General features: G+C 66.1%; 23 protein-coding genes. 6 read left to right on the top strand and 17 right to left on the bottom strand.

The features are described from left to right. Positions 1–184: 184 nt before the first annotated feature. Positions 185–763, top strand: a complete 579-nt coding sequence (locus tag FOZ70_RS11255; RefSeq protein ID WP_021163685.1) for an NnrU family protein — start codon at positions 185–187, stop codon at positions 761–763. Positions 764–865: 102 nt separating this feature from the next. Here FOZ70_RS11255 and FOZ70_RS11250 read toward each other — a convergent pair whose 3' ends face one another. Both FOZ70_RS11250 and FOZ70_RS11245 read right to left on the bottom strand, forming a co-directional pair. After that, positions 866–2,245, bottom strand: coding sequence for an amino acid permease (locus tag FOZ70_RS11250; RefSeq protein WP_059488303.1), 1,380 nt, complete (start codon positions 2,243–2,245; stop codon positions 866–868). 285 nt (positions 2,246–2,530) lie between these two features. Continuing rightward, positions 2,531–3,268, bottom strand: a complete 738-nt coding sequence (locus tag FOZ70_RS11245; protein WP_021163683.1) for a sulfite exporter TauE/SafE family protein — start codon at positions 3,266–3,268, stop codon at positions 2,531–2,533. 338 nt (positions 3,269–3,606) lie between these two features. On the opposite strand from FOZ70_RS11245, the gene FOZ70_RS11240 reads away from it, so the two are divergent. Beyond that, complete coding sequence (locus FOZ70_RS11240; RefSeq protein ID WP_048023301.1) at positions 3,607–4,044, top strand: hypothetical protein; 438 nt, start codon at positions 3,607–3,609, stop codon at positions 4,042–4,044. A gap of 63 nt (positions 4,045–4,107) precedes the next feature. Here the strand turns inward: FOZ70_RS11240 and FOZ70_RS11235 are convergent, their stop codons facing one another. The 11 genes from FOZ70_RS11235 to FOZ70_RS11185 form a co-directional block, all read right to left on the bottom strand. Continuing rightward, entirely contained in the window at positions 4,108–4,830 is a 723-nt protein-coding gene (locus FOZ70_RS11235; protein WP_225723360.1) for a TetR family transcriptional regulator C-terminal domain-containing protein, read from the bottom strand. Then, positions 4,827–6,080 (bottom strand): cytosine deaminase, encoded by a 1,254-nt coding sequence (gene codA / locus FOZ70_RS11230; protein WP_219705895.1) that lies wholly within the window; start codon positions 6,078–6,080, stop codon positions 4,827–4,829. The genes FOZ70_RS11235 and codA overlap by 4 nt, the downstream gene beginning before the upstream one ends. 46 nt (positions 6,081–6,126) lie before the next feature. Beyond that, positions 6,127–7,422, bottom strand: a complete 1,296-nt coding sequence (codB, locus tag FOZ70_RS11225; protein WP_219705894.1) for a cytosine permease — start codon at positions 7,420–7,422, stop codon at positions 6,127–6,129. Positions 7,423–8,434: 1,012 nt separating this feature from the next. After that, positions 8,435–9,559 carry a M14-type cytosolic carboxypeptidase gene (locus FOZ70_RS11220; RefSeq protein ID WP_059675698.1) on the bottom strand — a complete coding sequence of 375 codons (1,125 nt, stop codon included), beginning with the start codon at positions 9,557–9,559 and terminating at the stop codon, positions 8,435–8,437. A gap of 36 nt (positions 9,560–9,595) precedes the next feature. Then, a complete protein-coding gene (locus tag FOZ70_RS11215; RefSeq protein ID WP_185597843.1) occupies positions 9,596–11,176 on the bottom strand; it encodes an FAD/NAD(P)-binding protein in 1,581 nt (526 codons plus the stop codon). Between the two features lie 32 nt (positions 11,177–11,208). Continuing rightward, on the bottom strand, positions 11,209–12,417 hold the full coding sequence (locus FOZ70_RS11210) for a hypothetical protein (RefSeq protein WP_059650148.1): 1,209 nt from the start codon (positions 12,415–12,417) through the stop codon (positions 11,209–11,211). Positions 12,418–12,508: 91 nt separating this feature from the next. Next, the gene (locus FOZ70_RS11205; protein ID WP_185597844.1) at positions 12,509–13,714 is read right to left on the bottom strand and encodes an ATP-grasp domain-containing protein; all 1,206 of its coding nucleotides are present in this window, start codon (positions 13,712–13,714) and stop codon (positions 12,509–12,511) included. A gap of 9 nt (positions 13,715–13,723) precedes the next feature. Further along, positions 13,724–14,062, bottom strand: a complete 339-nt coding sequence (locus FOZ70_RS11200; RefSeq protein WP_059650152.1) for a hypothetical protein — start codon at positions 14,060–14,062, stop codon at positions 13,724–13,726. Next, a complete protein-coding gene (locus FOZ70_RS11195; protein ID WP_219705893.1) occupies positions 14,059–14,811 on the bottom strand; it encodes an AzlC family ABC transporter permease in 753 nt (250 codons plus the stop codon). Before FOZ70_RS11195 ends, FOZ70_RS11200 begins: the two co-directional genes overlap by 4 nt. Continuing rightward, entirely contained in the window at positions 14,808–16,058 is a 1,251-nt protein-coding gene (locus FOZ70_RS11190) for a TIM barrel protein (protein WP_059650156.1), read from the bottom strand. The genes FOZ70_RS11195 and FOZ70_RS11190 overlap by 4 nt, the downstream gene beginning before the upstream one ends. Positions 16,059–16,071: 13 nt before the next feature. After that, positions 16,072–17,427, bottom strand: coding sequence for a hypothetical protein (locus tag FOZ70_RS11185; protein ID WP_081068622.1), 1,356 nt, complete (start codon positions 17,425–17,427; stop codon positions 16,072–16,074). Between the two features lie 1,174 nt (positions 17,428–18,601). Between FOZ70_RS11185 and FOZ70_RS11180 the strand changes: the two genes are divergently transcribed. The 3 genes from FOZ70_RS11180 to FOZ70_RS11170 all read left to right on the top strand — a co-directional run bounded on the left by FOZ70_RS11180 (position 18,602) and on the right by FOZ70_RS11170 (position 21,964). Then, entirely contained in the window at positions 18,602–19,891 is a 1,290-nt protein-coding gene (locus FOZ70_RS11180; RefSeq protein ID WP_124469531.1) for an FAD-binding oxidoreductase, read from the top strand. A 17-nt stretch (positions 19,892–19,908) separates the two neighbouring features. Further along, a complete protein-coding gene (locus FOZ70_RS11175) occupies positions 19,909–20,466 on the top strand; it encodes an XRE family transcriptional regulator (protein WP_021163465.1) in 558 nt (185 codons plus the stop codon). Between the two features lie 151 nt (positions 20,467–20,617). Further along, positions 20,618–21,964 (top strand): glutamine synthetase family protein, encoded by a 1,347-nt coding sequence (locus tag FOZ70_RS11170; protein WP_021163466.1) that lies wholly within the window; start codon positions 20,618–20,620, stop codon positions 21,962–21,964. Positions 21,965–21,993: 29 nt separating this feature from the next. On the opposite strand, the gene FOZ70_RS11165 is transcribed toward FOZ70_RS11170, so the two are convergent. After that, a complete protein-coding gene (locus FOZ70_RS11165) occupies positions 21,994–23,166 on the bottom strand; it encodes an FAD-dependent oxidoreductase (protein ID WP_219705892.1) in 1,173 nt (390 codons plus the stop codon). Between the two features lie 149 nt (positions 23,167–23,315). Between FOZ70_RS11165 and FOZ70_RS11160 the strand changes: the two genes are divergently transcribed. Then, on the top strand, positions 23,316–24,251 hold the full coding sequence (locus FOZ70_RS11160; protein WP_059485482.1) for a LysR family transcriptional regulator: 936 nt from the start codon (positions 23,316–23,318) through the stop codon (positions 24,249–24,251). Here FOZ70_RS11160 and FOZ70_RS11155 read toward each other — a convergent pair. From FOZ70_RS11155 to FOZ70_RS11145, 3 genes are all read right to left on the bottom strand, one after another. After that, a complete protein-coding gene (locus tag FOZ70_RS11155; protein ID WP_219705891.1) occupies positions 24,231–24,776 on the bottom strand; it encodes a GNAT family N-acetyltransferase in 546 nt (181 codons plus the stop codon). The genes FOZ70_RS11160 and FOZ70_RS11155 overlap by 21 nt on opposite strands. A 50-nt stretch (positions 24,777–24,826) precedes the next feature. Continuing rightward, complete coding sequence (locus FOZ70_RS11150; protein ID WP_021163470.1) at positions 24,827–25,405, bottom strand: hypothetical protein; 579 nt, start codon at positions 25,403–25,405, stop codon at positions 24,827–24,829. 62 nt (positions 25,406–25,467) lie between these two features. After that, entirely contained in the window at positions 25,468–25,857 is a 390-nt protein-coding gene (locus tag FOZ70_RS11145) for a lysozyme inhibitor LprI family protein (RefSeq protein WP_021163471.1), read from the bottom strand. Positions 25,858–25,862: the final 5 nt, after the last annotated feature.

The raw sequence follows: 25,862 nt of genomic DNA, 5'->3' as shown, positions 1-25,862 counted from the left end.
CATGCGGCTTGCCGCACCGCACATCCCCCGTGCTTCACAACGGCGGCCCCGGCGTTTATGATCGGCGCGGGTTGCACCCGTGACTGGCGCGACCCGCGCCGGCCTCGCCGCCGGCTCCAACGAACGGCGCATCGTATGCCGCGCGGGACGCTTCCCCACCCATCATTCCAGACGGAGACAACCGATGCTCGTCCTGATTCTCGGTTTAGCGATCTTCCTCGGTGTGCACTCGATCCGGATCGTCGCGGACGGCTGGCGATCGGCGACGATCGAGCGAATCGGCGAGAAAGGCTGGAAGGGCCCCTATGCGATCGCATCGATCATCGGCTTCGTGCTGATCGTCTGGGGTTACGGCATCGCGCGCCAGGGCGCGACGCTGCTGTGGGTGTCGCCGGTCGGTGTACGCCACCTCACCGGCATGCTGACGGCGATCGCATTCGTGCTCATCGCCGCCTCCTACGTGCCCGGCAACCGTATCAAGACGCTCGTCGGCCATCCGATGGTGGCCGGCGTGGCGGTCTGGGCGATCGCGCACCTGCTCGCGAACGGCACGCTGCACGCCGTCGTGCTGTTCGGCGCCTTCTTCGTCTGGTCGCTCGTCGATTTCGTCGTGTGGCGCGCGCGCGACCGCCGCGAAGGCGTTCGTTATCCGGCAGGCAGGCTGTCGGGCGACGTCGTGGCGATCGTGGCCGGGCTCGTCGTCTGGGCCGTCTTCGTGCTGTTCCTGCACGGCTGGCTGATCGGCGTGCGGCCGTTCGGCTAGGCCGCCAGGTACTTGATCGGCCGAGCGGCCGAGAAGCCAGGCGGTTGAGCAACTGGCTGGCCGAGCGGCGCCGGCCAGCGCGCCGCCCGCCGAGGGCAACGGTCAGCGCAGTTTCGCGCCGGCCGTTTCGCCGAGTTGTGCCGGCTTGCGGCGCAGGAAATACGCCGCGACGATCGCAAGCGCCGTCGATACCGTGAACCAGAACTGGAAGCGCGAATCCGGATTGAATGCCTGCGAGCCGAGCACGGCGACGAGCGCCAGCAGCGCGACCCAGTTCGATACCGGATAGAACCACGCGCGGAACGCCGCCGGGTCGCGTCGCTCGTGCTTCGTCTGCCGGCGCATCGCGAAGTGCGCGACGATGATGAAGATCCACACGATCATCACGAACGCGCCGCTGCTTTTCGCGAGCATCAGGAACAGGTCGCCGCCGCTCACGAAGTGAACGCCGAGGATCGACACGCAGATCGCGAGGCACAGCACGAGCGCGTTCATCGGCACGCCTTTCGCGTTGGTACGGCCGAACATCGCGGGCGCGTGACCGCGCTGGCTGAGCGAGAACAGCATGCGCGAGTTCGAGAACAGGAACGAGTTCATCACCGACATGAACGACACGAACAGCACGATCTTCATCGCGACGGCCGCGCCCGTGAAGCCCGCCATGCCGAACAGCGACACGTACGGCGATTTCAGGTTGGCCTTGTCCGTCCACGGCATGCACAGGATCAGGATCGACACCGAGCCCACGTAGAACACCATCACGCGCACGATCACGCTCTTGATCGCGCGGATCACGTTCTTGCCCGGGTTCTCCGATTCGCCCGCGGCCACGGCCGCGATTTCGCTGCCGCCGAGCGAGAAGATCACGACCATCACGCCGGCGAGCACGGGCGAAATGCCGTTCGGCATGAAGCCGCCGTGATCCGTGAGGTTCACGAGCCCGGGCGCCGGAATGCGCGGCTGGAAGCCGAGCAGGATCGATGCGCCGAGCGCCATGAACACGATGATCGTCGCGACCTTCGCGAACGACAGCCAGTATTCCGCTTCGCCGAACGAGCGCACCGAGTATGCGTTGCTCGCGATCAGCGTCACGAGCATGAACAGCGCGCCGGCCCACACGGGCAGCCACGGCAGGAAATCGTTGAGGATCGCCCCGAGCAGGATCGCCTCGACGGTGATCGTCATCATCGACTTGAACCAGTACAGCCAGCCGACCGCGAAGCCGGCCCATTCGCCGAGATAGCTGCTCGCGTAGGTGGAGAACGAGCCGCTGTCGGGATTGCGGGACGCCATTTCGCCGAGCATGAACATGACGAGCGTGACGATCACGCCGCCGATCAGGTACGACAGGATCGCCGCGGGGCCGGCGGTCGCGATGATGGCGCCGGAGCCGACGAACAGGCCTGCGCCGATCACGCCGCCAAGCGCGATCATCGTGATGTGCCGTTGCTTGAGGCTTTGCCTCAAAGAATTGTCCTGCATCTCCTACCTCTAGTTATTGTTGGCCGGGAACGCATCGGGCAGCGGCGGCAACGTTCTGCCGCCGGGGGGGCCGATGTCGGGGGAGCGTGTGTGACGCGATGTGCCGGGCCGCCGGCGGTGAGTCGGAATGGCGGCCGCGAAATGCCGGTCGGTGCCCGCGAGAGGGCGATGACGACGGCAACCCGGATTGTGGGCGGACACCGCCGTCACCGCAAACGAGATATGAGAAGGACGTCTTGCGGTTTGCTCATCAATTGCCGTGGCGGCGACAAGCGTGTGCGTGTGTCAGATCGGCTTGACGAACAGCCCGATCGTCAGCAATGCGCCGATGCAGACGATCCCGATCCGCAGCACGCGTTCGTTCACGCGATGCAGCGCCCACGTGCCGAGCAGCCCGCCGACGATCGCGCCGCCGCCGAGCGCGAGCGCCTTGCCCCAGTGCAGGTGCGGCGACGTCAGGAACAGCACGACGGCCGATGCGTTCATCACGCCCGCGAGCGCGTTCTTCGTCGACATCGCGTGACGCGGCGACAGGCCGGCCATCGTCAGCACGGCCATCATCAGGAAGCCGAGCCCGCCGCCGAAGTAGCCGCCGTAGATCGCGATCATGAATTGCGAGAACGCGGCCGGGACGGTGCCGAGGTGGGCCGTGCCTTCGCCCGGCTTGCGGAAGAAGCTGCCCCACGCGAATACGATCGTCGCGAACAGCACGAGCCACGGCACGAGGCGCGAGAAGATCGACGAAGGCGTCTTCAGCAACAGCAGCCCGCCGAGCGCGCCGCCGACCACGCTGATCGCGAACATCGCCCGAAACGACAGCTTGCCGACGCCGCGCACCATGTTGCGGCTCGCCCAGCCGGTCGTGACCTGAGCGGGAAACAGCGCGACCGTCGACGTGATGTTGGCCGAGAGCGGCGACATGCCCGACACGATCAGCGCGGGCAGTGTGACGAACGAGCCGCCGCCGGCGAGAGTGTTCTGCAGGCCGGCCCACAGGCCGGCGAGGATGACGAGAGCGAGCATGAGTGAAGTGCGGGAACGGGGAGGTGGCTGGAGGCCCGCTTGCCGGAAGCGGGCAGGCGCGGCGGACGCTCGATGGTAATGCAGGATCGCGGACGCAGGAAGGCAGTCGGGGCGTGCTGCGCGATGCGGTGCGGGTCGTGGTGTGTCGACGCGATGTTGCGCGGCCCGTCGATGGCGGCCGCGCCGATTGCAATCCCGGCGGCGACACCCGGACGACGCATGTCCGCTCACATGGAGATCACCGTGGAAAGCCGGATTTAACGCTTCATTACGATAGGTTTACCGGAAAGGTGCTAAATTCGCGCATCGATATCTCGAAAAGTGGCGAGGGCAGACAGATGCTGAAGAAATGGGCCGGAATGGCAGCGATGGTCGGCGCGATGGTGGCGGTCTCGGCGCCTGCCGTGGCAGGTGACACGAACAACGCACTGGGCGGCGCGCTCGGCGGTGTCGCGGGCGCGGCGGTCGGCAACGCGGTCGGCGGGAGCACGGGCGCGATCATCGGCGGGGCCGTGGGCGGCGGCGCAGGCGGCGCGGTGACGTCGAACAAGCGCGAACGCACGGGCGCCATCGTCGGCGGCGCACTGGGCGGCGGCGCGGGCACCGCGGCGGGCCACGCGATGGGCGGCACGACCGGCGGGCTCGTCGGCGCGGCCGTCGGCGGCGGTGCGGGGGCGGCGCTGGGCGGCCACGTGTCGCGCAACAACTCGCGCTCCGACGATTACTACCGCGGCAACAAGCACAAGAAAAAGAAGCACCACAAGCACGACGACTGACCGGCGCTTTCCGGCGGCCTCCGATGGCGCCGGGTTAGCGTGCGCGAACGGCAACGGCGGCGCTCAGGCCGCCGTTCCGTTTTCGGTGATCAGCGCCCTGAGCACCAGGTCCGAGATCGTGCGATAGGCCGCGTCGAAATCGTCACTCCCCAGCGCGCGCTTGCCGAGCACCAGCAGCATCTGCGACGCGAAATCCGCATACGACTGCGTCGCTGCCCAGATCAGGAAGAACAGGTGCTCGGCATCGACCTGCCGGACCTTGCCTTCGTCGATCCAGCGTTCGAGCACCCGGATGTCCTCCCGCAGCACCGGGATCAGTTGCTTGCGGATCTCCTTTCCGTAGGTCTTCGCGCCGCCGATGATCTCCAGTGCGAACACCCGCGATCCATGCGGGCGGTTCCGGGAAAATTCGAGCTTGGCGCGGATATAGGCCGACATCGCTTCCGCCGGCTCGCGCTCGGGCGCCGCGAACTCCCGCATCCTGCCGAGCCAGTCCCGCAGGACGTCGTCCAGCACGCGTCTGTAGAGCGCCAGCTTCGTCGGGAAGTAGTACATCAGGTTCTGCTTCGACAGGCCGGCCGCCGCCGCGATTGCCGCAACGGAACTCCCTTCGAATCCATACGTCGAAAACGACTCCTCGGCGGCGGCGAGAATGGCCGCCTCGAGGGTATCGCGCAGCGCTTCCCGCCGGCCGGGTGGCCGGGCGGGCGGCTCTGCGGTCGGCGCGGACGGGTTCATCGCTTGGTCCTCCACCGGCATGTCGGGCCGCAGCCGCCGCGCGCTCAACGCGCGTTCGCTTCGGGATAGGTGATGTGTTCCGGCGCGCGCTGCATGATGACCTTCCCGCCGCGCAGCGACGTACGCACCCTGGCCTGCTTGCGAATCACTTCGTAATCGCTATCGGCGTCGAGGATCAGCAGATTGGCCGGCCGCCCGACGGCGAGGCCGTACCGGTCGCCGAGGGACATCGCGTTCGCGCTGTGCTCGGTGACGAAATCGAGGCACCGCTGCAGGTCTTCGTATCCGAGCATGTGGCACACGTGCAGGCCCACGTCGAGAATGCGCAGGATGTTGCCGTTGCCGACGGGGTACCACGGGTCCTTGATCGAGTCCTGTCCGAAGCACACGTTGATGCCGGCGCGATCGAGCTCCGCCACACGCGTGATGCCGCGCCGTTTCGGGTAGGTGTCGAAGCGCCCCTGCAGGTGGATGCTTTCGGTCGGACACGAAATGAAATGAATCTCCGAGCGCTTCAGCAGCCGGAACAGCTTCGAGCAATAAGCGTTGTCGTAGGAGCCCATCGCGGTCGTGTGGCTCGCGGTGACGCGCTTGCCCATCCCGCGTACCCGCGCTTCCTCGGCGAGCACTTCCAGGAAGCGTGATTGCGAATCGTCGGTTTCGTCGCAATGGACGTCGACGAGGCAGCCCTTGCGCTCCGCGAGCTCCATCAGGAACTTGATGGAGCTCACACCCTGGTCGCGCGTGTTCTCGAAATGCGGAATGCCGCCGACGACGTCGGCGCCCATGTCGATCGCGCGCTCCATCAACGCGCGGCCGTTGTCGAACGATTCGATGCCTTCCTGCGGAAACGCGACGATCTGCAGGTCGATGAGATCGCGTGCCTCTTCCCTGACTTCGACCATCGCCTTCAACGCGGCGAGCGTGGGATCGGTGACGTCCACGTGCGTGCGCACGTGCTGGATGCCGTTGTCGCGCAGCATCCCGATCGTCGTGTGCGCGCGGGCTTTCGTATCGTCGTGCGTGATCGTGGCCTTGCGCTGGCCCCATCGCTCGATGCCTTCGAACAGCGTGCCGCTCATGTTCCATTCGGGTTCGCCGGCGGTCAGCGTCGCATCGAGATGGATATGCGGCTCGACCAGCGGCGGGATGACGAGATTGCTGCCGGCATCGATGACGTCGTTCCCTTGCGGCGTCAGCGGCGACGGCTGGAGGTCGATCGCACGGATCGTGTCCGCATCGAGGTCGATCGTGAAGAGGCCGCTACGGCCGCGCAATCTGGCGTTGATGATCTTCATGTGGGTTCCTGTCGTTCGAGTGGGGCCGGAAGGGCGCGCAGCGGAATCATTCGCCCTGGACGGACGGCTCGCGCGAGAACGCGCGGGCAACCTGCAGCAGCACGATATACGCGGCGGCGGACGCCGCGATGCCGACGATCGGCGCGATCCACGGCGAGGTGTAGGCGAGTATCGCACCGATCGCATAGGCGGCCAGGCCGACCAGGTTGAAGCGCGGCAGGCGGGCGGTCGCAAGCGACGGGTAGGTGCCGCGATGGCGGTACCAGTAGTCCGCCATGATCACGCCGCCGACGGGCGGAATGATCGAGCCGAGCAGCACGAGGAACGGAATCAGCAACTCGTACATCCCGCCGACCGCGAGCACGATGCCGATCGCCGCGCCCACGAGGACGAGCGTGCGGCGCCGTTCGGTGCGCAGCAGGTGGCAGCCGGCGGCCGCCACGTTGTACATCGTCGGCCCCTGGATGGTCCAGAGATTCAGGCACAGCATCACGACCGCCGCGATCGACAGGCCCTGCAGCATCATCACCTCGACGATGTCGGCCTGCTGATAGACGATCGCGCAGTACGCGCCCGCGACGATCATCAGGCCGTTGCCCGCGAAGAACCCGATCATGCTGGCCGACACGGCGCTGCGCGCGCTGCGGGCGAGGCGCGTCCAGTTGGTCGCCTGCGTGGCGCCGCTCGCGAAGGTGCCGATGACCATCGTCACCGCGGCCGAGAACTGCATCGGATGCGTCGGCATAACGTGCTTGAGGCCGGCCCACCCGCCGATATCGCGGGTGGCGATCCACATCGACGTCATCAGCATCACGAACATCAACGGCACGGACACGCGCGACAGCACGTCCATGCCGCGATAGCCGATGATGGCCGTGATCGAGAAGCCGAAGCCGAACAGGATCATCAACGGCGTGGTCACCGACGCGGGCCAGCCGAGCAGCTTGACCAGCACGATGGCGACCGTCGCGGTGCCCCACGCGTACCAGCCGAGTTCCGCGAAGCCGAGCAGGAAATCGGACAGCTTGCTGCCGACTTCGCCGAAGCAGAAGCGCCCCATCAGCACCGCGTTCAGGCCGCTGCGCGCGGCGATCAGCGCAAGCGACGCCGCATAGGCGGCGAGCAGCAGGTTACCGATCACGGCGATCTGGATCATGCTGACGACATCGAAGGCGACGCCGATCTTGCCGCCGGCGAACATCGTCCCGGTGAAGAACGTGAAGCTCAGCAGCACCATCGTGATGGACAGGAAGCCGGTGCGTTTCTCGAGCGGGACTTCGCTCAGCGCGAATTCCCCGTGGTTCGACCCGGCAGTCGGGCGTGCATCCTGGTTCGTGGGCATCTCTTCTTCCGTGAGCGATCGGGTTGTGGGCCGAAGGAGGTTGCGGAAGCCCGTGCACGGGCAGCGGACGGGCTGTTTCTGTTTCTGTTTCTATTTCAGCGCGTCATTCTCTCTGGCCAAAATTTTTACAAGCGTAAAAATTTGATGTGTGCGTGTGGTGGTCGCGAAGCGGCGGCCGGGAAAGGGGGGCGCGGTTGATCGCCCGGGGGCGCTGGGGGCGTTGTGACTGCGGGAACCGGCTTATCCGGGATTGACGTGACCCGCGTATCGATCGGGGCGAGGCCCCGATCCCGGCGAATCGCTGGATTCGACCGGGAAAGAACGTGGCCTCGATTCAGGCCGACGAACTAAAGTTGCCCTATTTTGGAATGCTGGGGAAGGCAGGCGTATCAAGCTTCGCCGGTGCCGCACACTTCCTGAGAGCGCAACTTTAGTTCCAAAATTTCGGAACTAAAGTTTGGACAAAGTTGATGCGTGAACTAAAGTTGCGCGATTTCTGCCATGCAGGCGAATGTGTTTGGCGGGAACTGGATTGTCTTGTGTGATGACATGTATCAGTTGAGGACACCGGTAACTGCGTTCACATTCGGTGAACGGTCCCTTGGTAGTTGGATTGGGAACATCCTATTTGTCTGATTAGTGGGTGCAACGTCTTGCGACGAAACGAGTCAGTCAGGGCCGTCTGACTACTGACATTGGTCTAGTTGACTGTTGCGGCGCGACTCGCGGAATCGACTTGGAGGTGGCGGCGGGCGATATCGATGCCGCTGAGGCTGTGGACTTTGCGGCCCAAAAGATCAATCTCTAAGCTAAGCCCTCCGGAATGCAGGCGGGATATTTCAATTTCCCTTCGTCATAGCAGTGGTCCGGCCACCGTGTTTGCTCCACTAACGACATTTCGCTTTCCTCTAGTGGACGCAGGGCCGCAATCCTGGCCTTCAAACCGTCGTGCAAACGAAGGTTTGGCACCCCGGAGGCGTCCATGCGTGCTCGACGGAAGGCGAGCAGGACCTCAAGGCCGCACGGACGGCGCAAGCGCCAGGGCGGTTTCGAGCACGGCCCGTCCGAATGTGCGGGCGTATGCGGTCGCATCGGCGTCGTCACGCGGTCGGTCGGCGCTCTCCTTGAACGGCAATTCGATGGTCATCGCCAGCGCATCGAATTGCTCCGCGACCCACGGGATGCACTTCCTTGGGCTCGCGTGGTCAGGTCGGTCGACGGAATAGCCGCGCGCTGTCTGGAACACGGGGGAGCGTCGCAGCAGGTCCTCGTCGAACGTGCGGCGCAGGGCCTGCAAGCGTGGCGTCCAGGCGGGGCTGCCGTCGGCGCCCACCGAGAAGACGTGGGGCAGGACCTCGTCGCCATGGAAGTCGACGAGCAGGTCGAGTCCGAGCGCTTGCATGCGACGGCGCACGGCGGCCGTCTCGGGCGCATCAGGATACTCGCGGTCCCAGCAGCGGTTGAGGTTGGCGCCGCGCGCGTTCGTGCGCAGGTTGCCCAGGCGCACGCCGTCCGGATTGGCATTGACGACGACATGCACGGCTGAGCCACCGTTCTCCCAAACAGGACGCAGCTCGTCGCACAGCCCCTGCACGAGGCCCTCGAGGCAATAACCGCCCTGCGATTCGCCCGGATGCTGGCGAGCCATGAACCAGAGGCGAGTGCGTGGCGCATCGCCCTCGAACGAGAGCATGCGGATCGGCTCGCCGAGCGCGGAGGTCCCGAGGGTCTCCAGCGTTGCGCCTGCCTGCGTCGCCTGAGCGACGAGGTTGTCTTCGGCGACGCGGTCGAAGGTCGGAAAATAGGCAAAGCGCAGGCGCCGGGCCGGGCCGGGCGCGTGGAACGCGAGCGCATCGCCATCGAAGTCTGTTGGCAGGCGGCGCCAGGCCGCCGCCTCGCCGCCATCGGCGCGCATGCAGACGCGGTAATCGACCCAGCCTTTAGGGTAGGACGAGCCGGCCAAACCCTCGATACGCACGTCGACGCCGCCGGGCGGTAGATCGACCAGCTCGAACGCGAACCATTGAGCGAATTCGGCGGCGTTGTCGCTGCGCAGACGCAAACGCAGGGGCGAGCCGCTGGTGGGAGAGGCAACGTGATCGATGGCGGCGGCTTCGAAATCGGTGTCGATGTGCATAGGTCTGGTGTTAGGACAGTGTCAGGGCCCGCAGGCTTACAACGCGACATTTTGCGCGCCGTTGATGCAGGCGTTTGTGGCACGGGACGAAGGTGCCGCAGCGGACGCGAGATCCGCCAGCAGCAGATCCACGACGCGGGCAGCGTGAGCTGCGTTCAGCACGAGGTTACTGGTGAGCAAGAACACGCCTTGCGTACTGTTCCCGATCGCGAATAATCGGTGCGCGCTTCCGTGAGCGCCGATCACGCGGTTGGTGTGCGGATCGACGTCGATGCCGCCGAAAGGGTGACGACGCGCGAGCCCCCCGGCGATCAGGCTCGGATAGAGCGGCCCTGCCGACGCGTCCGGGCCGCCCACCAGACCGGTGCAGTTCACGAGCACCGGCACGCGCAGATCCGGGGCCAGCGTCGGTCCCCCCGTTCCGAAGCGCAGCACGAAGGCCTCGCCGTCGTGAGTCACCTCCTTCAGGGGCCAGAGATTGGTGACGCGGCCGGCCCGCAGCAGTCCTGCCACCTTGCGGCCGTTCTCGAGCGGGATGGAGACACGGTAGCCCATGTACGCGCCGTAGGCGCCGCGCATGAGGCGGCGGCGGTCGTCATCGGGCAGGGCGTTCCAAAAATCCGCGACGTAGTCGTTGAAGGGGATCAGGGCGTCTTGCCAGGGCTTGCGTACGTTGGCTTCGCGTTCCTCGACGCAGGCTAGAAAGGCCTGCGTGGGCGAGAGTTCGGGCCGCGTGATGCTGCGCACCGGCAGGCGTCTGCCCTCGGCACGCGCCATCTCGCGCAACATCAGGCGCATGAGGCGCACCAGCGAGACCGATCCGGGACCGGCGTGGCGTGCGTATCGAGCGACCTCCAGCGTCGCCGGCGCCAACACATGATTGCCGTTACCGCCGCCCACCATGGGCAACTGACCGGTGCGCGAGGCCAGGAAGACGGGCCCGCGATGCCCCTGGTCCGTCAGCGCGATGGCCGTGTCCACTGCGCTCAGGCGGCTGCCCAGCAACGCGACCGGCGCGTCGGCACCGATGCGCCGCGAGAGCCCTTCGTTCGGATAAGGCAGGGCGACGTAGCCTTCCTGCCCCTCGAAGCGCCGGAACGCCGATGACGGCCCGTTGCCGGTGGCAAGCACCACGCTGCGCGCGACGAAGCTGGCGCCGTTCGATACGGTGACCTGGTATGATCCGGATTCCTCATCGATATCGATGACCATGCCGCGCTCCTTGCGCACGCGCCAGCCCAGCGCCGCCAGTGCTGCCAACGTACGGCGCACGCGGCTGACCAGGTAATCCCCGAACAGGGGACGCGGGGCATAGCCGTCCGCCTCAAGCGGCACGTTGGCGTGCTGGGGCTCGAGCCGTCCCGCAGCGCGCTCCTCGACGAACCAGCGGAAGAACTCGCCGAGATCGTCGGCGCGCACCGAGATGGCGGCGTTCGCGCGATTGAGAAGGTTGCTGTTCGCGTCGCGGCCGTAGGCGATGCCGCGCCCCGGCTCCTCCGCCGGATCGACGATGACCACGCTACCGACGAAGCCGCCGGCGTCGACTTCCAGTCTCGCGAGGAAGGACGCCCCGACCGCGCCGCAGCCGACGAGCGCAATGTCGCAGGGTTCACGCATACCGTCCTCCGACCTGCTGTCCGTCGTGCGCATCACGAGCGCCAGATCGTGCGTTGCGCGTGCCAGTCGACAAGCTTGTCCCAGCGCGACGTGACTTCACCGACGGTGTCCGCGTGGTAGACGAAGCTCGCAACCTCGGCGTTGGTCATCGCCGGGCCGTTGTACGCGCGCCCGGGTTGACCGTAGGCCGTGTATTTGACGACCCACGGAATATCGCAGTCCTTGGGAATGGCTTCCAGCACGGCGGGCTGCGGCGGCAAGAGGATGCGAGCGGCCAGCCGCTCGCGCAGTGTGGGCCGCCACGCTTCGGCGTATCCGGGCAGGCAGCAGCAGCGCACGTATTCCATCTTCAGGTCGACGCCGGTGGCCGCAATGATCTCGTCATTGATCGCGCCGCCGCCGATGCGCGCGGCAATCTCGCACAGCATCAATCCCTCGTGCCTGTCCTGCAGCAACTGTGCATGGAACATCATGGTCGGCGCCGACGGCAGGGCGCGTCCGACCAGATGCGTGACGAACTCTTCCACCGCGAGCCGTTCGGCATCGTCCGCAGGCAGCGAATACGTGCCGACGGCTTGGCCTTTCATGAAGTCCAGCGTGGTGTTGATGTACTTGGCGACCTGCATGAACGCGGGCTCACCGCGCAGCACGAGACCGTCGATACGGAACATCGGGCCGTCGCAGAAGGTCTCCACGAACAGTTGCGGGCGGAAATCCGTCGCGGCGATCGCACCGGACGCGAGGTAGGCCTCGAGCTCCTCATCGGTGCGCAGGACGCCAACCTGCGCCGAACCACGGCCCGAAATCGGGCGCACGATGACAGGCAGTCCGTTGGCCCGCACGAAGTGCAGCAGGTCGAAGGCGCTTTCCACGCGGGCGAACCGCGGCGTGCCGAGGCCCGCCGCGCGTGCACGTTCCTTCATCAGCAGCTTGTCGCGGAAGATCCACGCATTCGCTTCGGAGTGCCCCGGGATGCCGCAGCGTTCACGAATGCGCGCGGTGCGCAGCACGTCGACCTCCGACAGCGAGACCACGTTGCGCAGCGGCGTGGCCGTGTGGATCTCGTGCGCTCGCTTCTCAGGCAGATCGTTGTGCTCGTAATTGCAGAAGGTGTGGACGCGGGAAAACGCGCCGTCCACGTGGGCCTCGATGCGCTGACGCGCGTCGTCGGTGTCCGCGCCGGTGAAGAGGATGGCATCGGGGCCGACCGATCGCCGCCACTCCGCAGCGGGGGTAGACATCAGTACCTTGGGCGTAACGAAAAGAAGATTTCTCATAGCGGAAGCCGCAGCGGCAAGGCCCGGCGCAAAGGGGGTTGTCGAGGCCGGCAAGTCAGGCTGCGGTGGTGTCGAGGACGACTCGCAGCCGATCGCGACTATTCTCTGCAGCGGTGGCCGCTTCACCAGGCGTCGTGCCAACGGCCAGGCAATAACCGAGTCGCTGACTGGAACTCGCGGCCGGCGCGACGCGGCTGCCCGTCTTGGCGTCGAGATGCACGGCGCGCACGCCCGGCACCGCCGCGGCGTGCTCGATATTGTCGATACCCTTGACCGTGCCGGCGCCGGGGCTCAAGAGGAAGCGGATCGCCGCGGCCGGTGCCTGTTGCGGCAGGGGTTCGATGGCGCGCCCGTACAGGCGCGCCAGGGTTTCGCGATAGACGTTGCGGCCCGTCACGATGTGCACGAGCTCCCAGATCTGGTCGCCGCCTGGACGCGTCTGCGTCTCGATGGCCTTCGGCCCTTGCGGGGTGAGCCGGAACTCGGAATGGCAGGGCCCGTTGCGATGGGCGATTGCGGTCAGCACATCGATCGCCGCAGCACCGAGGGCTTCGAGATCGTGCACGCCGCGCGAGGCCGGGATCACGTGCCCGAGTTCGACGAAGTTCGGCGCGCCCGTGGTCAGCTTCTCCGTCACCGCCAGCACCTCATGCACGCCGTCCGCGCTGATGGTTTCGACGCTGAACTCCGGGCCGTCGACGTATTCCTCGACGATGATGGCGCCGCCCTTCGCGCCGGTGGCGTGCCGCCAGGCGGCCTCGAGCTCGGAAGCGTCGCGCACGAGACCGACACCGCGGCTCCCGCTCGCTCCCACCGGCTTGACGATGATCGGCTCGCCAATTTCCGCGAGGAAGGCCCGTGCGTCGTCCAGGTCAGCGCAGCGGCGGTAGCGCACGCCGTTGCAGCCAGCGGCGGCAAGGGCGTCGCGCGTCGCGGCCTTATCGCACGCGGTGCGGATGGCTGCGGGCGGATTCCAGCACACGCCGAGCGCTTCGCCGACGGCCGCCGCCGCGAGGAGCCAGGGTTCCTGGAAGGTAATGACGCTCGCATAAGGCCTGCGCGCATGCTCGCGGAGGGCGAAGTCGGCGATGCGCGCGACGTCGTCGTGCTCGGCGAGAAAGACTTCGCTTGCAGCAGCGCGCTGGCGCTCGGTCAGGCCTTTCTCGCTTTGTATCAGGTCGGCGCGGCAACCGAGTTCGGTCAGCCACTCGACGCTTGAGTCGCGGCCGCCGAGGATGAGGATCTTGTCGTCTGCAGTCATGAGGAGCATTCAGGGAAAATAGGTTCGGACGGCTACGAAGGCGAGCGCAAGCGCCGGCGCAAGCAGCAGCCCGTCGTAGAAGCGGGAGATCACGAGGTACAGGGCGATGACGCCGACCAGGGCTGCCTCGCGGTGCCAGCCGCCCGAGAGCGGCGAGATGCCGCCCGGGAGCAGCAGGCCGACCACCATCGAGGCAATGCAGCAAGCCAGGAAGGCGCGGTTGAAGCGATCCATGGTCGGCGAGATTTCTCCGGTCATGCGACGCCTCGCAAGCAGCGGGAGCAGGCGCAGCGCCAGCGTGAGGGCGCCGGTAACCGCGATCACGGACCAGATGGCAAGGTGTGTCATGGCTTTTGCGAATGTGCCTGACGCCGAGGGCGGCCCATGACGTCGACGATGCGCGGCGAGACCGCGAACAGCCAGGACAGCACGAACACCATCAGCAGCGTGCCGAAGGCCGGGTTCAGCGTCTTGGACAACGGGGTCAGCACTGCGCAGGCGATTGCCACGGTCACGAAGCCGGGGCCGCCCCCGGCGTTGAAGATGCGGCCCACGAGCAGCATCGCGACCATCACGTCGAGGCCATCGACCCACACCGGCGTCGCCAGGCCGCCGAGTGCGTTGCCCACGGCCGTCGACAGGACCGCAGCGACATACAGCAGCACGCAGGACACTGCGAGCTCAAGCTCCTCGCGCCACGCGTCCTCCTCCGCCTCGCTATCGCGCTGGCGCAGCTTGAAGCGCGTGAACGACAGGCCACTCAGCATCGCGCACCAGATCGCCATGCGCCGCGCCGGCACTGTGCGCAGGCTGCTGACCACGGTGAAGGCCATGAACAGCAGGCGCAGGTTGATGATCACGACGGCCGCGCTCACCGCGCCGATGCCGACGCCCGACTTGAGCATGTCGATCATCACGAGCTGCGCGGGCGCAGCGAATACGAATGCCGTCATGGCAACGGCGTCGGGCAGGTTGAAGCCCGCGCTGCGCGCAGCCGCCCCCACCGTCATGAACGATACGACGATGGAGCCGAGCAGCGGCAGCGTAGGCGCGGCCGCCGCTCGCAAGGTAGCGAGATCGAGGCGCGCGCGCGTCATCGGGCGGGAAGTTCCTGGACGCTGTTGGATGCCGCGGTGTCGGTCCACGATTCGCCGTTCACTTCGTCGCGCGCCGATGTCAGCGAGCGGCCGGCGCACGGGCCCTTGACGCAGTGGCCCGATGCGTCGAAGAGGGCACCGTGGACGCTGCAGACAAGGTAGCCGTTTTCGGTGCAGAGCGGCGACATCGAGTCCAGACGGGCACCCGTGTGCGGGCAGGAGTTGACGAAGGTCGTCGTGCCGGCACGGCCGACGACGACGATGGTGCTGCCACCCGGCGCCGCGCCGATCGCGACGGTCCGAACGTCGCCCTCACGCAGGGAGGTCCCACCGGGCGTGTTGGAAGGGCCGGCGACGTCGCGTGCCCGGTCGTGACCCTCGAAGCGGGCGCGGTAGTCGATGGCCTTGTCCAGAAAGCGCTGGAAGTCGCAGTTGCGCACGAACTCCTCGACGATCGCTCCGCCCTCATAGCCTGCGGCGCCGAGACGGTGCAGGACTTCGTCGAGCGGGAAATCGCCGTCGCCGATCGGTACGTGGGCATGGTTGCGCCCCTTCATATCGGCGATGTGGACGTTGGCGACGTAGGGCGCAATCTGCGTCAACGCGTCGAGGAAGTCGGCCTCGCTGTCGTAGCGTGAGCGCAGGTGGATCACGTCCAGGGTCACGCGAGCGCCCGTGGCCTGACACATGGCGATCTGTTCCTCGACCGAGTGGACGATGTAGGAAGGGCGTTCGTCGCCCATGTTCTCGAGACTGATCTGCACGCCGCGCGACTCGGCGTAGCGCACCGCCTCCACCAACGATTCGTGCAAGTGGCGGTTGAAGATCTCTCGTTCCTGGCCTTCGTGGTAGCCGGGGTGGCAGGTCACGATGCGCGCACCGATGTCGGCGCCGAAGTCAACGGCGCGCGAGAGCAGGGTGATCGAACGCGCGCGCTCGTCGGCGCTCGGCGACGCAAGGTTCGTGGCCTCCCCGAACCAGGGCGCGTGCACGCTCAGGCGCACGCCGGTGCGTTGCGCGGTTTCGCGGAGGGAGGCGACGAGTGCGTCGTAACGCTCGTGGCCGCATTCGAGGACGGCGGGCTGGGCGTCTTCCGATATCTCGATCTCCACGGCGCCGAAACGTTCGGACAGGAAGGCGACCGCGGTGGCAACATCGGCCGGCGCGAGCGCCGTGTTGGTCGGATGATTCAGGACGTTGGTGGAAAAGCCAATCGTCGGCAGGCGGGGCGTGGTTGCGGGTTGCATGGGGGAGTCCCTCTCAACAATCGGATGCAAACTCGATGGGGTGGTCGCCGGATGGGCGCGGCGCAGCGCGGGTCGCGGAGGTAAGGTCCGGCTCGCAGAACGAATAGCCCACGGCCGCGAACTGGCCGAGGTATTCGCGCACGTCGGCACGGATGCGGTCGGGCGATTCGTCCGTCCTGCCCGCGCGTCGGATCAGCTCCGCGAGCGGCTTGATGTCGCGGACCCGCACGTTGCGACGCGTGAGTTCCTGGATGCCGATGCGAATCAATTCGCCGGCGCGATCGGTCCGCGCGTTGACCGACAGGCCGCATGCACGCAAGCGCGCACAGAACTCGTAGGCACGCCCGCCCTCGAAGCCGCCGATCAACAGCATGTGCGACGCCGTGGCCGCGCCGTCGGCGCGCCGACGCACCGCGAAGCCCATTGCGCTGAGGGCATCGGCCAGCGCGAGCGCGTTCGTCACGACCTGGCGCGCATACGCCCTGGCGTGCACTTCCATCTCGAGCAGCGTCACGTACAGCGCGAGCGCGTGATGCGTGTGCTGGCTGGAGATGACGTAGTCGCACATCGTCTCGCCGATTCGCCGGCCCACGGCCTCGCGTGCCGCGAGGATCATGCCTTTCTGCGGGCCGGGGAATGTCTTGTGCGTGTTGCCCTGGAGGACGTCGGCACCTTCGCCGATCGGATCCTGGAACTGACCGCCCGCGATGAGGCCGAGCGTATGCGACGCGTCGTAGCTGATACACACGTCGCTGCGCACGGCCGCGCGCAATGCGGCGACGGGCTGAGGGAAACGAGGTGCGCTGTGGTCGATCAGCACGAGCGAGCCATCGGGCAGGGCCTCGACCTGGCGCGCCGCGGCCTCGGCGTCGATTATGTCGCGCGCTTTGTCCCACGCGAGGTACGCCGAGCGGCGGCCGAGCGCGGTAACGAGGCCGCGCGTTGCGAAATGTCCGTTGTGTGCGGGATCGATCGACAGCACCACGGCGCCCGGCCGCGACAGCGACAGCAGCGTCGCCAGCGTCGCATGCAGCCCGGAGAGGGGGCGCAATTCGACGGCCTCGACTCCGTACATCGCACGCGCTGCCGCGACCGCCCGCTGCTCGAGCGCCGTCACGGCGGGAAGGCCATCAAGCATGAGGCCGCCCTTGACGAAATCGCGGCCCTGCTCGCCGCGCTCGTCGGCCTGGCCGAGGAGATATCGGTGTGAGAGCAGGCTGGCCTGTACCGCACAGGCGAGATCCGACATGCGGTTCTCGTTGGCGGTGAGGGGAATGTAGTCGTCGACGCGACGCTCCTCGTGTGAGAGGTTCTCTAGCAAGCCGCGCAATGCAGGCGGGGCCGCGGGTGCGAGTCTTAGTGTCAGCATGGCGTATTCAAACTCCAGGCGGCCGGATCAATGTCGGCGAGACCGGCATTCGCTCGGGAAGCTGTGGGGATTGGTGGTGAGATCGGCGATGCAACGCCGGATTTCAAAATGTGCACCGTGAGTTGTGTTCGAACGTCACGTATGTCCGATAGATAAATCAACACCACGTGGATATACCAACTCCACGACTCGGAAAGCACCCGCTGGCTTATTAATCGGTATCTCCTTACCCGCCCTGACATCGGCGGAACTCGAAACGACGGATATCGACCCTTCGGAATAGTGCTGAGGGCAATTTGACCGGGTTCGGCAATAACTACCTCGACGGTTATTTGAACGTAACCGACTTATCAATTGCTTTGGTGCTGATTTACGGCAATCGAGTGGCAAAAGCATTTCGTGCCCGTGCCGCCTTCGACACATCTCTTCTTTCAAATCGTTTTCAATTTCCCGGAGAAGTGACGCCGATATCTCCTGACGAAATTGTGAGCAAAGTATATGTAAATTTTTAAGCGATACAACAGGGGATCAAGGGTTTTTTATTAAAACTTTCGACTAGAAAATTTCGTTGACCGGAAAATTTCAGCATGCTAAATCGCGATCGTGATTTTGGATTGGCTTCCCAGTATTTGGAAATCTCTTTTTGCTGTTTATTAACTTCGATAGATGCATCTGGTGAAACAAATGAGTTAATTTATTAACTCATGGTGATTGGATGGTTTCAGGGAATCGAACATTCCGAACTGCCGAGAAATTGAGATGGCTCCTGGGCACGCTTGCCAAGTCATTGGTGTTGATTCCTGGCCGCACAACTTGCTGGGTTGTGTCGAGCGTGTGTGAGGCTTGACCGGGATTCTCAAAAAAATCCGCCGCATCTCGGCCTAAGCTGCTGATTTTAATGAAAAATCAATGCTCGGATCGAGCGGCAGAACAGGCCGCAGGAGATCCAGCAGGTAGTCGCCGAGCCGGGGGTGTAAGCCGGCCCCAAGATTTGTTTGGAGTTCTTTCAATTTGGCAGACCAGCGGCTATTTGCGGGCGGCAACCCCCTGAAAAGAGCGCGACTTTAGTTCGTCGGACTCAAGTTGGACGCATCGCGACAGCCCGCTTGCCCCCATGAAATTGTCATGCTACTTTTTCATGAAATTTCTCGGCAAGAATTTCACGGGAGTCCGCATGTTCGTGCAGTCCGACCGTCACGTCGCAAGCTACTACGCCGGTACGTATCCGGAGCCGATCCCGCATCGTCCGGAACTGGATGAGCGCATCGACGCCGACGTACTCGTCGTCGGCGCGGGGTTCAGCGGGCTGCATACGGCGCTGCGCCTTGCGCTCGCCGGCAAGCGGGTCGTCATGCTCGAAGCGAGCCGCGTCGCGTGGGCCGCGTCGGGCCGCAACGGCGGGCAGGCGCTGCTCGGCTGGTCGTGCGACATGCAGCCGCTCGAGGATTCGCTCGGCCGCGACGGCGCGCGCCTGCTGTGGGACAGCATGCGCTGGGCCGCGATCGAGGTGCGGGAACTGCCCGGGCGGCATGGTTTCGACATCGACTATCGGCCCGGCAGCCTGTGGGCGGCGGTGCGGCCGCGCCGCGTCGCGATGCTCGCGCAGGCCCGCGACGAAGCGGCCGAGCGCTGGGGCTACGACCGGCTGCGCGTGATCGAGCGGGCCGACCTGCCCGAATGGATCGGCGGCACGCGCTATCTCGCGGCGCTCTACGATCCCGAGGCCGGCCACCTGAACCCGCTGAAGCTCGCGCTCGGCCTCGCCCGGACGATCGAGCGCGCGGGCGGCCGCATCTTCGAGCAGAGCCGCGTGCTCGACTGCCGCGAAACGGCCGGGGGCCACGTCGCCCGCACGGCGCGCGGCGAAGTGCGCGCGGACGTCCTCGTGCTGGCCTGCAACGCGTATGTCGACCGGCTCGATCGCGACCTCGCGCGCCGGCTGCTGCCGGTCGGCACGTACCAGGTCGCGACCGCGCCGCTCGCGCCCGACGTCGCGCGTTCGCTGCTGCCGCGGAACAGCTGCGTGATCGACAACCAGTTCGTGCCCGACTATTTCCGGCTGAGCCCCGACAACCGGCTGCTGTTCGGCGGCGGCTGCACGTATCTCGGCGGCATTCCGGCCGATATCGCGGCGGCCACGCGCCCGCACCTCGAACGCGTGTTTCCGCAGCTGGCCGGCGTGCCGCTCGATTACGCGTGGGGCGGCCATATCGACATCAGCATGCGCCGCACGCCGGACATCGGCCGCCTCGGGCAGCGTTTCTGGCTGCAGGGCTTCTCGGGGCACGGCGTGCTGCCGACGCTCGCGGGCGCGCGCGCGGTGGCCGACGCCGTGCTCGGCGACGAACGCCTGCTTGCGCAGTACCAGCGCATCCGCAACCCGCGCTTCCCCGGCGGCGACCGGCTCGCCGCGCCGCTGGAAGCGGTCGGCAAGGCCTGGTACCGTCTGCGCGATACCGTTTGAGTACACCGGAACCCACCATGAACGAACAGGAAGAGATAGAAAGCCTGGCGATCCTGATCCGCGACCTGCGCAAGCATCGCAAGGTCACGCTCAACGATCTCGCGGAACGGATCGGCCGCTCGGTCGGCTTTCTGTCGCAGGTCGAGCGCGGGCTGTCGCGCCCGACGGTCGCGGATCTCACCGCGATCGGCGAGGCGCTCGGCGTGCCGACCACCTATTTCTACAGCCTGAGCAAGCCGCGCAGCGTGCCGTGGGTCACGCGGCCCGACGAGCGGCGCACCGTGTATTACGCGGCCGGCATTACCGACATCCTCGTGTCGCCGAACATGCGCTCGCGCTTCTCGATCCTCGAAAGCCATCTCGCGCCGGGCGCGAGCAGCGGCGAGCGGCCCGTCGACGACAGCGACGAGCAGGGCGGTTTCGTGCTCGAAGGAGAACTGACGATCTGGATCGACGGCGACGACACACCGGTCACGCTCGGCCCGAACGACGCATTCCAGCTTCCCGCGCACAAGCGTTTCCGTTATGCCAACCTGACCGACGCGCCGACGCGCGTGATCTGGGTATTCACCTGAGTGGTCGGCGGGGCGGGCGGCATGACGGGCCGCCCCGCCACGCAGCCTGTTTGCAGTACTGATCGACATGATGCATGCGACGTGGTGCATGCGCGTGAATCCGGTTCGCCGCGCTGCGGCACCGCCATACAAGACATGGAAAGGATGAGACATGGCTGACGTCGTTCCCGCGCTGGTCGGTGAAGTCCGCGCATTCCGGCAGGCGCACCCCGAGATCCGTTATGTCGACCTGATCTGCCTCGACCTGCCCGGGCATTTCTACGGCAAGCGCTACCCGATCGACGCGCTCGAAAAGGTCGCGTCGGGCTCGTTGCTGAAGCTGCCGCAGAATTGCGTGCTGCTCGGCACACAGGGCGGCCTCTACAAGATCGGCGACTACTGCTTCAACGACGGCGACCCGGACGCGCCGCGCCGGCTGATTCCCGGCACGTTGAAGCCCGTGCGCTGGGAGCGGCAGCCGCTCGCGCAGATGCTGATCAGCTCCGACGGCACCGATTCGCCGATCGAGTTCGAGCCGCGCGAGGTGCTCGCGCGCGTGCTGCGGCGTTTCGCGGCGCGCGGCATCCGGCCGGTCGTTGCGTTCGAGCTCGAGTTCTACCTGTTCGCCGCGCAGCTCGCGGAAGGGATGCCACAGTATCCGCGCGACCGCCTGAGCGACGATCGCGACGACCAGCCGAACATGCATATCGAGCGCCTGTCGCGCTTCTCCGACGTGCTGCACGAGATGGTCGAGGCTGCGCGCGAGCAGGGCGTCGACGCGACGGTGATCACGGCCGAGCTCGGTCCCGGCCAGTTCGAGATCAATTTCGGCCACACCGACGATGCGTTGCGCGCGGCCGACTGGTCGGCGCTGTTCTGCCGCAGCACGCGCGGCGTCGCGTTGCAGCACGGCTATCGCGCGAGCTTCATGGGCAAGCCGTACCTGCATGCGCCGGGCAGCGGGATGCACGTGCACGTGAGCCTCTACGACGATGCGGGGCGCAACCTGCTCGCGGCGGACGGGCAGCAGCCGCTGCGGCACGCGGTGGCCGGATGCCTCGCGGTGCTGCCGCACTGCATGCCCGTGTTCGCGCCGAATCACAACGCGTTCCGGCGCTACGGATCGATGGTGAATGCGGCGAGCCGCGCAAGCTGGGGCTTCGAGGATCGCGATGCGTGCATCCGGATTCCCGAGTCGGATGCACGCAACCTGCGGATCGAGCACCGGCTCGCGAGCGCGGACGCGAACCCGTATCTGGTGCTCGCCGCGATTCTCACGGGGATGGAGCATGGGCTCGATGCACGGATCGAGCCGATCGCGCCGCTGAACGAGGATCGCGGCAGCGGGATCGATTTCCCGAAGGAGATGCTGTCGGCCGTCGCGGCGATGCAGGATCATCCGGCCGTGCGCGAAGGGCTCGGCAGCGAGTTCGTGATGGTGTATTGCGAGAACAAGCGGCAGGAGGAGCTGGATTTTCGCAATGAAATCGGTGCGCGGGAGTATCGGTGGTTTCTGTAAGCGAATGCTGACACTCGTGCGTCTTGTCGTCAGCGCGCCTGCGCCATCGGCAGGTGCGCGCCCCACGCGTTTGTCAGGGCCTCGATTTCCGCGACCGGGTCGATCTGTTGTCGCGCGCTATCGTTCACGTTCTCGCCGAACAGCAGGTGTGCAAAATCACGCGCACGCTCGGTGATTGCCGTGGTTTTCGAGCGGCGCCGCAGCGTGAAGGAGGCGAGCGTGGCATCGAGGTTGCTGTCGTTGCGTGCCGCGTGCTCGTCGAGGCAACGGGCAAGGTGCCACGCGTCCTCGAGCGCCTGGCAAGCGCCTTGTCCGGAGGTCGGTAGCGGGGCGTGAGCGGCATCGCCGATCAGCAGCACGTTGCCGCGATGCCACACGTCGACCGGATCGAGATCGTGCACGTGGATCTTCGTGATCGTGTCCGACGGTGTCGCACGTATCACATTCGCGACGGGTGCCGGCCACGCAGCGAAGCGCCGTTCCAGCATCGTCGCCGGATTGCTTTCCGTCACCTTGCCCGGGCCGGTTTCGGGCCATGCCGCCGCCCAGTACATCCGATGCCGGTCGATTGCGACGATGCCGAAGCGCTCGCGCACACCCCAGTAGTCGAATACCGACACCTCGTCGACCAGCGGCACATCACTTTGCGCGATACCGATCCAGTTGACGAATCCCTGGTAGACGGGCGTGTTGTGACCGACCACGTAGTGTCGCGCGACGGAGTTCATGCGGCCGTCGGCGCCGATCACGAGATCGGGGGCGATCGTCGTTCCGTTGTCAAAGTGAACGATGGCGCGGCCGTCCGTTCCGGTTTCGATGGCCGTCGCCCCGTGGCCGAAGCGGACGTCGATGCCGCGCGCTGCGACGTGCCGTGCCAGTACGGCCTGCAGGTCGCGCCGCAGGATCGAACACGTCGGGAAACCCATGCGGCGGTCGAGTGCGCGGATATCGGTAGCCTTGAGCGCGGTGCCGTGCCGGTCGATGCGTCGCATCGCGTGCAGGTGACCGCCAACCTCGACGATGTCCGGCAGCAGGCCGAGTTGCTCGAGCACGAAGCCGGCATTCGGCCACAGCACGACGCCCGCGCCCATCGTCGATTCCGATGGCCGGCGTTCGTACAACCGGATCCGGTGGCCGCGTTCGGCGAGTGCGAGTGCGGTGCTCATGCCGGCAATGCCGGCGCCCAGAATGGCGATTTCCATCGTGCTCCTTCCTTGTGTCGTTCGCGTGCTCGCCGGGTCGCGGGTTCGCGCGTCGGCGTCGCATTGACGGGATGAGCATCGTAAATTATGGTCTCGGGCGGGATAAGCCGTGAAAATCGGCACGCTTTGATATCTGAAATGGGCTAATGATGCGGAGCAAGCTGGATCTGAACGCGGTGCGTGTGTTCGTGGCGGTCGTCGACGAAGGCAGCTTCGCCGGCGCCGCGCGCGTGCTCGAGATGCCGGCTTCCAACGTGAGCCGTCACGTGGCGCAACTGGAATCGAGGCTCGGTGTGCGTCTGCTCGAGCGCAGTACGCGGCACTTGCGCATGACCGAGGCCGGGCGTTTGCTGCACGAGCGCGCGCGACCGATGCTCGATGCGCTGACGCAGGCCGAATCCGAACTGACGTCACAGCAGACGGAACTGCGCGGCGTGCTGAAGCTCTGCGTGCCCGGCGAAATCGGGCCGCGCATGCTCGGGCCGATCGTCGCGGAATTCGCGAGCCGTCACCCGCGCGTCGAAATCGACTGCGATACGAGCCTCGCCGGCGTGTCGACGCTGCGCGACGATATCGACCTGTCGATCATCGTCAATCGCGGGAAGCTGGACGACAGCGCATTCGTCGTCAGGCCGCTCGTGAGTTTGCCGAGCGTCGTCGTGGCCGCGCCGTCGCTCGTCGCGCGAGTTGGCTTGCCGACCCGGACGGAACAGCTCACGCAACTGCCGTGCATCACGACGTTGAGCACGCTGAAAGGGCAGCCGTGGCAATTTGCCGACGGTGAAGGGCGGATTCACAAGATTCCGGTGGCGAGCCGGTATCGCGTCAATAGCGGCGAGATGGCAGGGCTGGCCGCGGTGAACGGGATCGGCTTCGCGATTCTCGTCGAGCGCGCGTGCGCGGTCGAACTGGCCGAGGGGCGGCTGGTGCGCGTGCCGCTGGAGATGGCGCCGGCGCCGCTGGAACTGCTTGCCGCTTATGCGAGCCGTAATTCGGTCAACGCGAAGATTCGCGAGTTGCTGCGGATGATGCAGGCGCGGCTGGCGGTGGAGGCGGCGAAACCGTCAACGCGATCGCTTCGGTAACGCGCGCCAATAGCGCACCTCTTCGATAGGAGTCCCGTCGATCTCGAACGTCTTGATGTCGTCTTCGGCGACGAAGCCTTCGCGTTCGTAGAACGCCCTGGCCCGATGGTTCTTGAGCAGGACCCACAGCGACACCCACGCATGGCCCAGGTCGTGCAACGACCGGCATGCATGGTCGACCAGCGCCGCGCCGATCCCCCGGCCGCAATACGACGGGTGCAGATAGATCGCTTCGATTTCTCCCCACGCACGATCCTTGTCGGTGTCGCGTGTCGGACCGTAGGCGATCCAGCCTGCCGGCGTGTTGTCCGCGACCGAGACCGCGAGTGCGACGTGCGGCCGCCCGGCGTCGAACGCACCGCGCCACGAGGCCGTGCGCTTGTCGACCGACAGGCCGGCGAGGAACGCCGCCGGCATGATGTCCGTGTAGGTCGCCCGCCACGATGCGACGTGGATGTCGGCGACGGCCGGCGCGTCGGCGGAGGTGGCCGTGCGGATGTCGATCGCCGTCGTGTTCGGTGTCATGCGTGCCTCGTCAGATCGTGTGCCGTTTGCCGCGTTGCCGCGCGCGGGATTCATTCCGCCGGATCCAGGCTGCCGTCGATCGCGAAACGGTAGCCGAGGTCCACTTGCGACGCGTCGCCCGGTGTATCGGTCCGCTTCAGCACGAACTCGAACGCGGGCTCGAACCAGCCGTTGCGCGGCACTTCGCCACCGAGGACTTCGACGTCGTACCAGCCGTTGTCGAGGTCGATCACGGGCCGGCCCGGTTCGCGATAACGCGCAAGCAGCGCGTTCACCGATTCGTCGTTGAAGCGTTCGAGAATGCGCCACGTGTAGAGCATCACCGAACGGTGTTCGACGCGCAGCACGTATCCGCCGCGCCGATGCTGCAGGCGGCTTCCGGCCTTCAGCAGTTCGGGCGTGCCGTCGTCCAGCGTGAAGATGACCGTATACGGATGGTTCTCGATACCGGCCAGCGGAATGACGACGCCTTCGAGCACGGCGTTGTCGCCGCTGTCGCCGGTCGTGAACGCGGACGCGACGTTGTCCGGCAGCCGATGTGTTTCCTTGTAGCGCTTCAGCAGCAGAAGATCGCCGACGAGGAAACAGTCGATCAGGTCGTTGAGGACTTCGGAGAATTCATGCCGCATCGTCGTGTCTTTCGAAGGCGGTGTGCCGCGACCTGCACGGCGGCACACCGCGTCCGGCGAGCTTACTCGCCGAGCCTGGACGTCACGCAACCCGTGCTCGAGCACTCGCGCTCACGCTCGCGCAGGAACGACAGCCGCGACTGCGTCATGTCGTTCGCGCACTGGATGTCCACGAGGTAGCTGTTGTTGCGCGTTTCGCTGCACTGCGCATCGCGTTGCTTCAGCCATGCGAGCTGGCCGGCCTTCAGCGCGGCCTGCTGGTCGCCGCTCAGTTGCTTGCGCAGGCGGCCGTATTCGTCGTTCAGATCGCGATCGGACTGAGAGAACTGCGTGCTGGTGCAGTACACCTGGTCGAACGCGCTGCGCGGCTTCCCGCAGCCGGCCGCGTGCGCGGCGAACGGAACGGCAAGCGCGAGCAGTGCGCAGGATGCGAGCAGATTCTTCTTTTTCATGGTGA

The sequence above is a fragment of the Burkholderia sp. COPS genome, from assembly GCF_019425585.1.
Classification (GTDB): Bacteria; Pseudomonadota; Gammaproteobacteria; order Burkholderiales; family Burkholderiaceae; genus Burkholderia; species Burkholderia cepacia.
The sequence above is the reverse complement of the archived record's forward strand: the minus strand, read 5'-3'. Positions and strand labels throughout refer to the sequence as shown.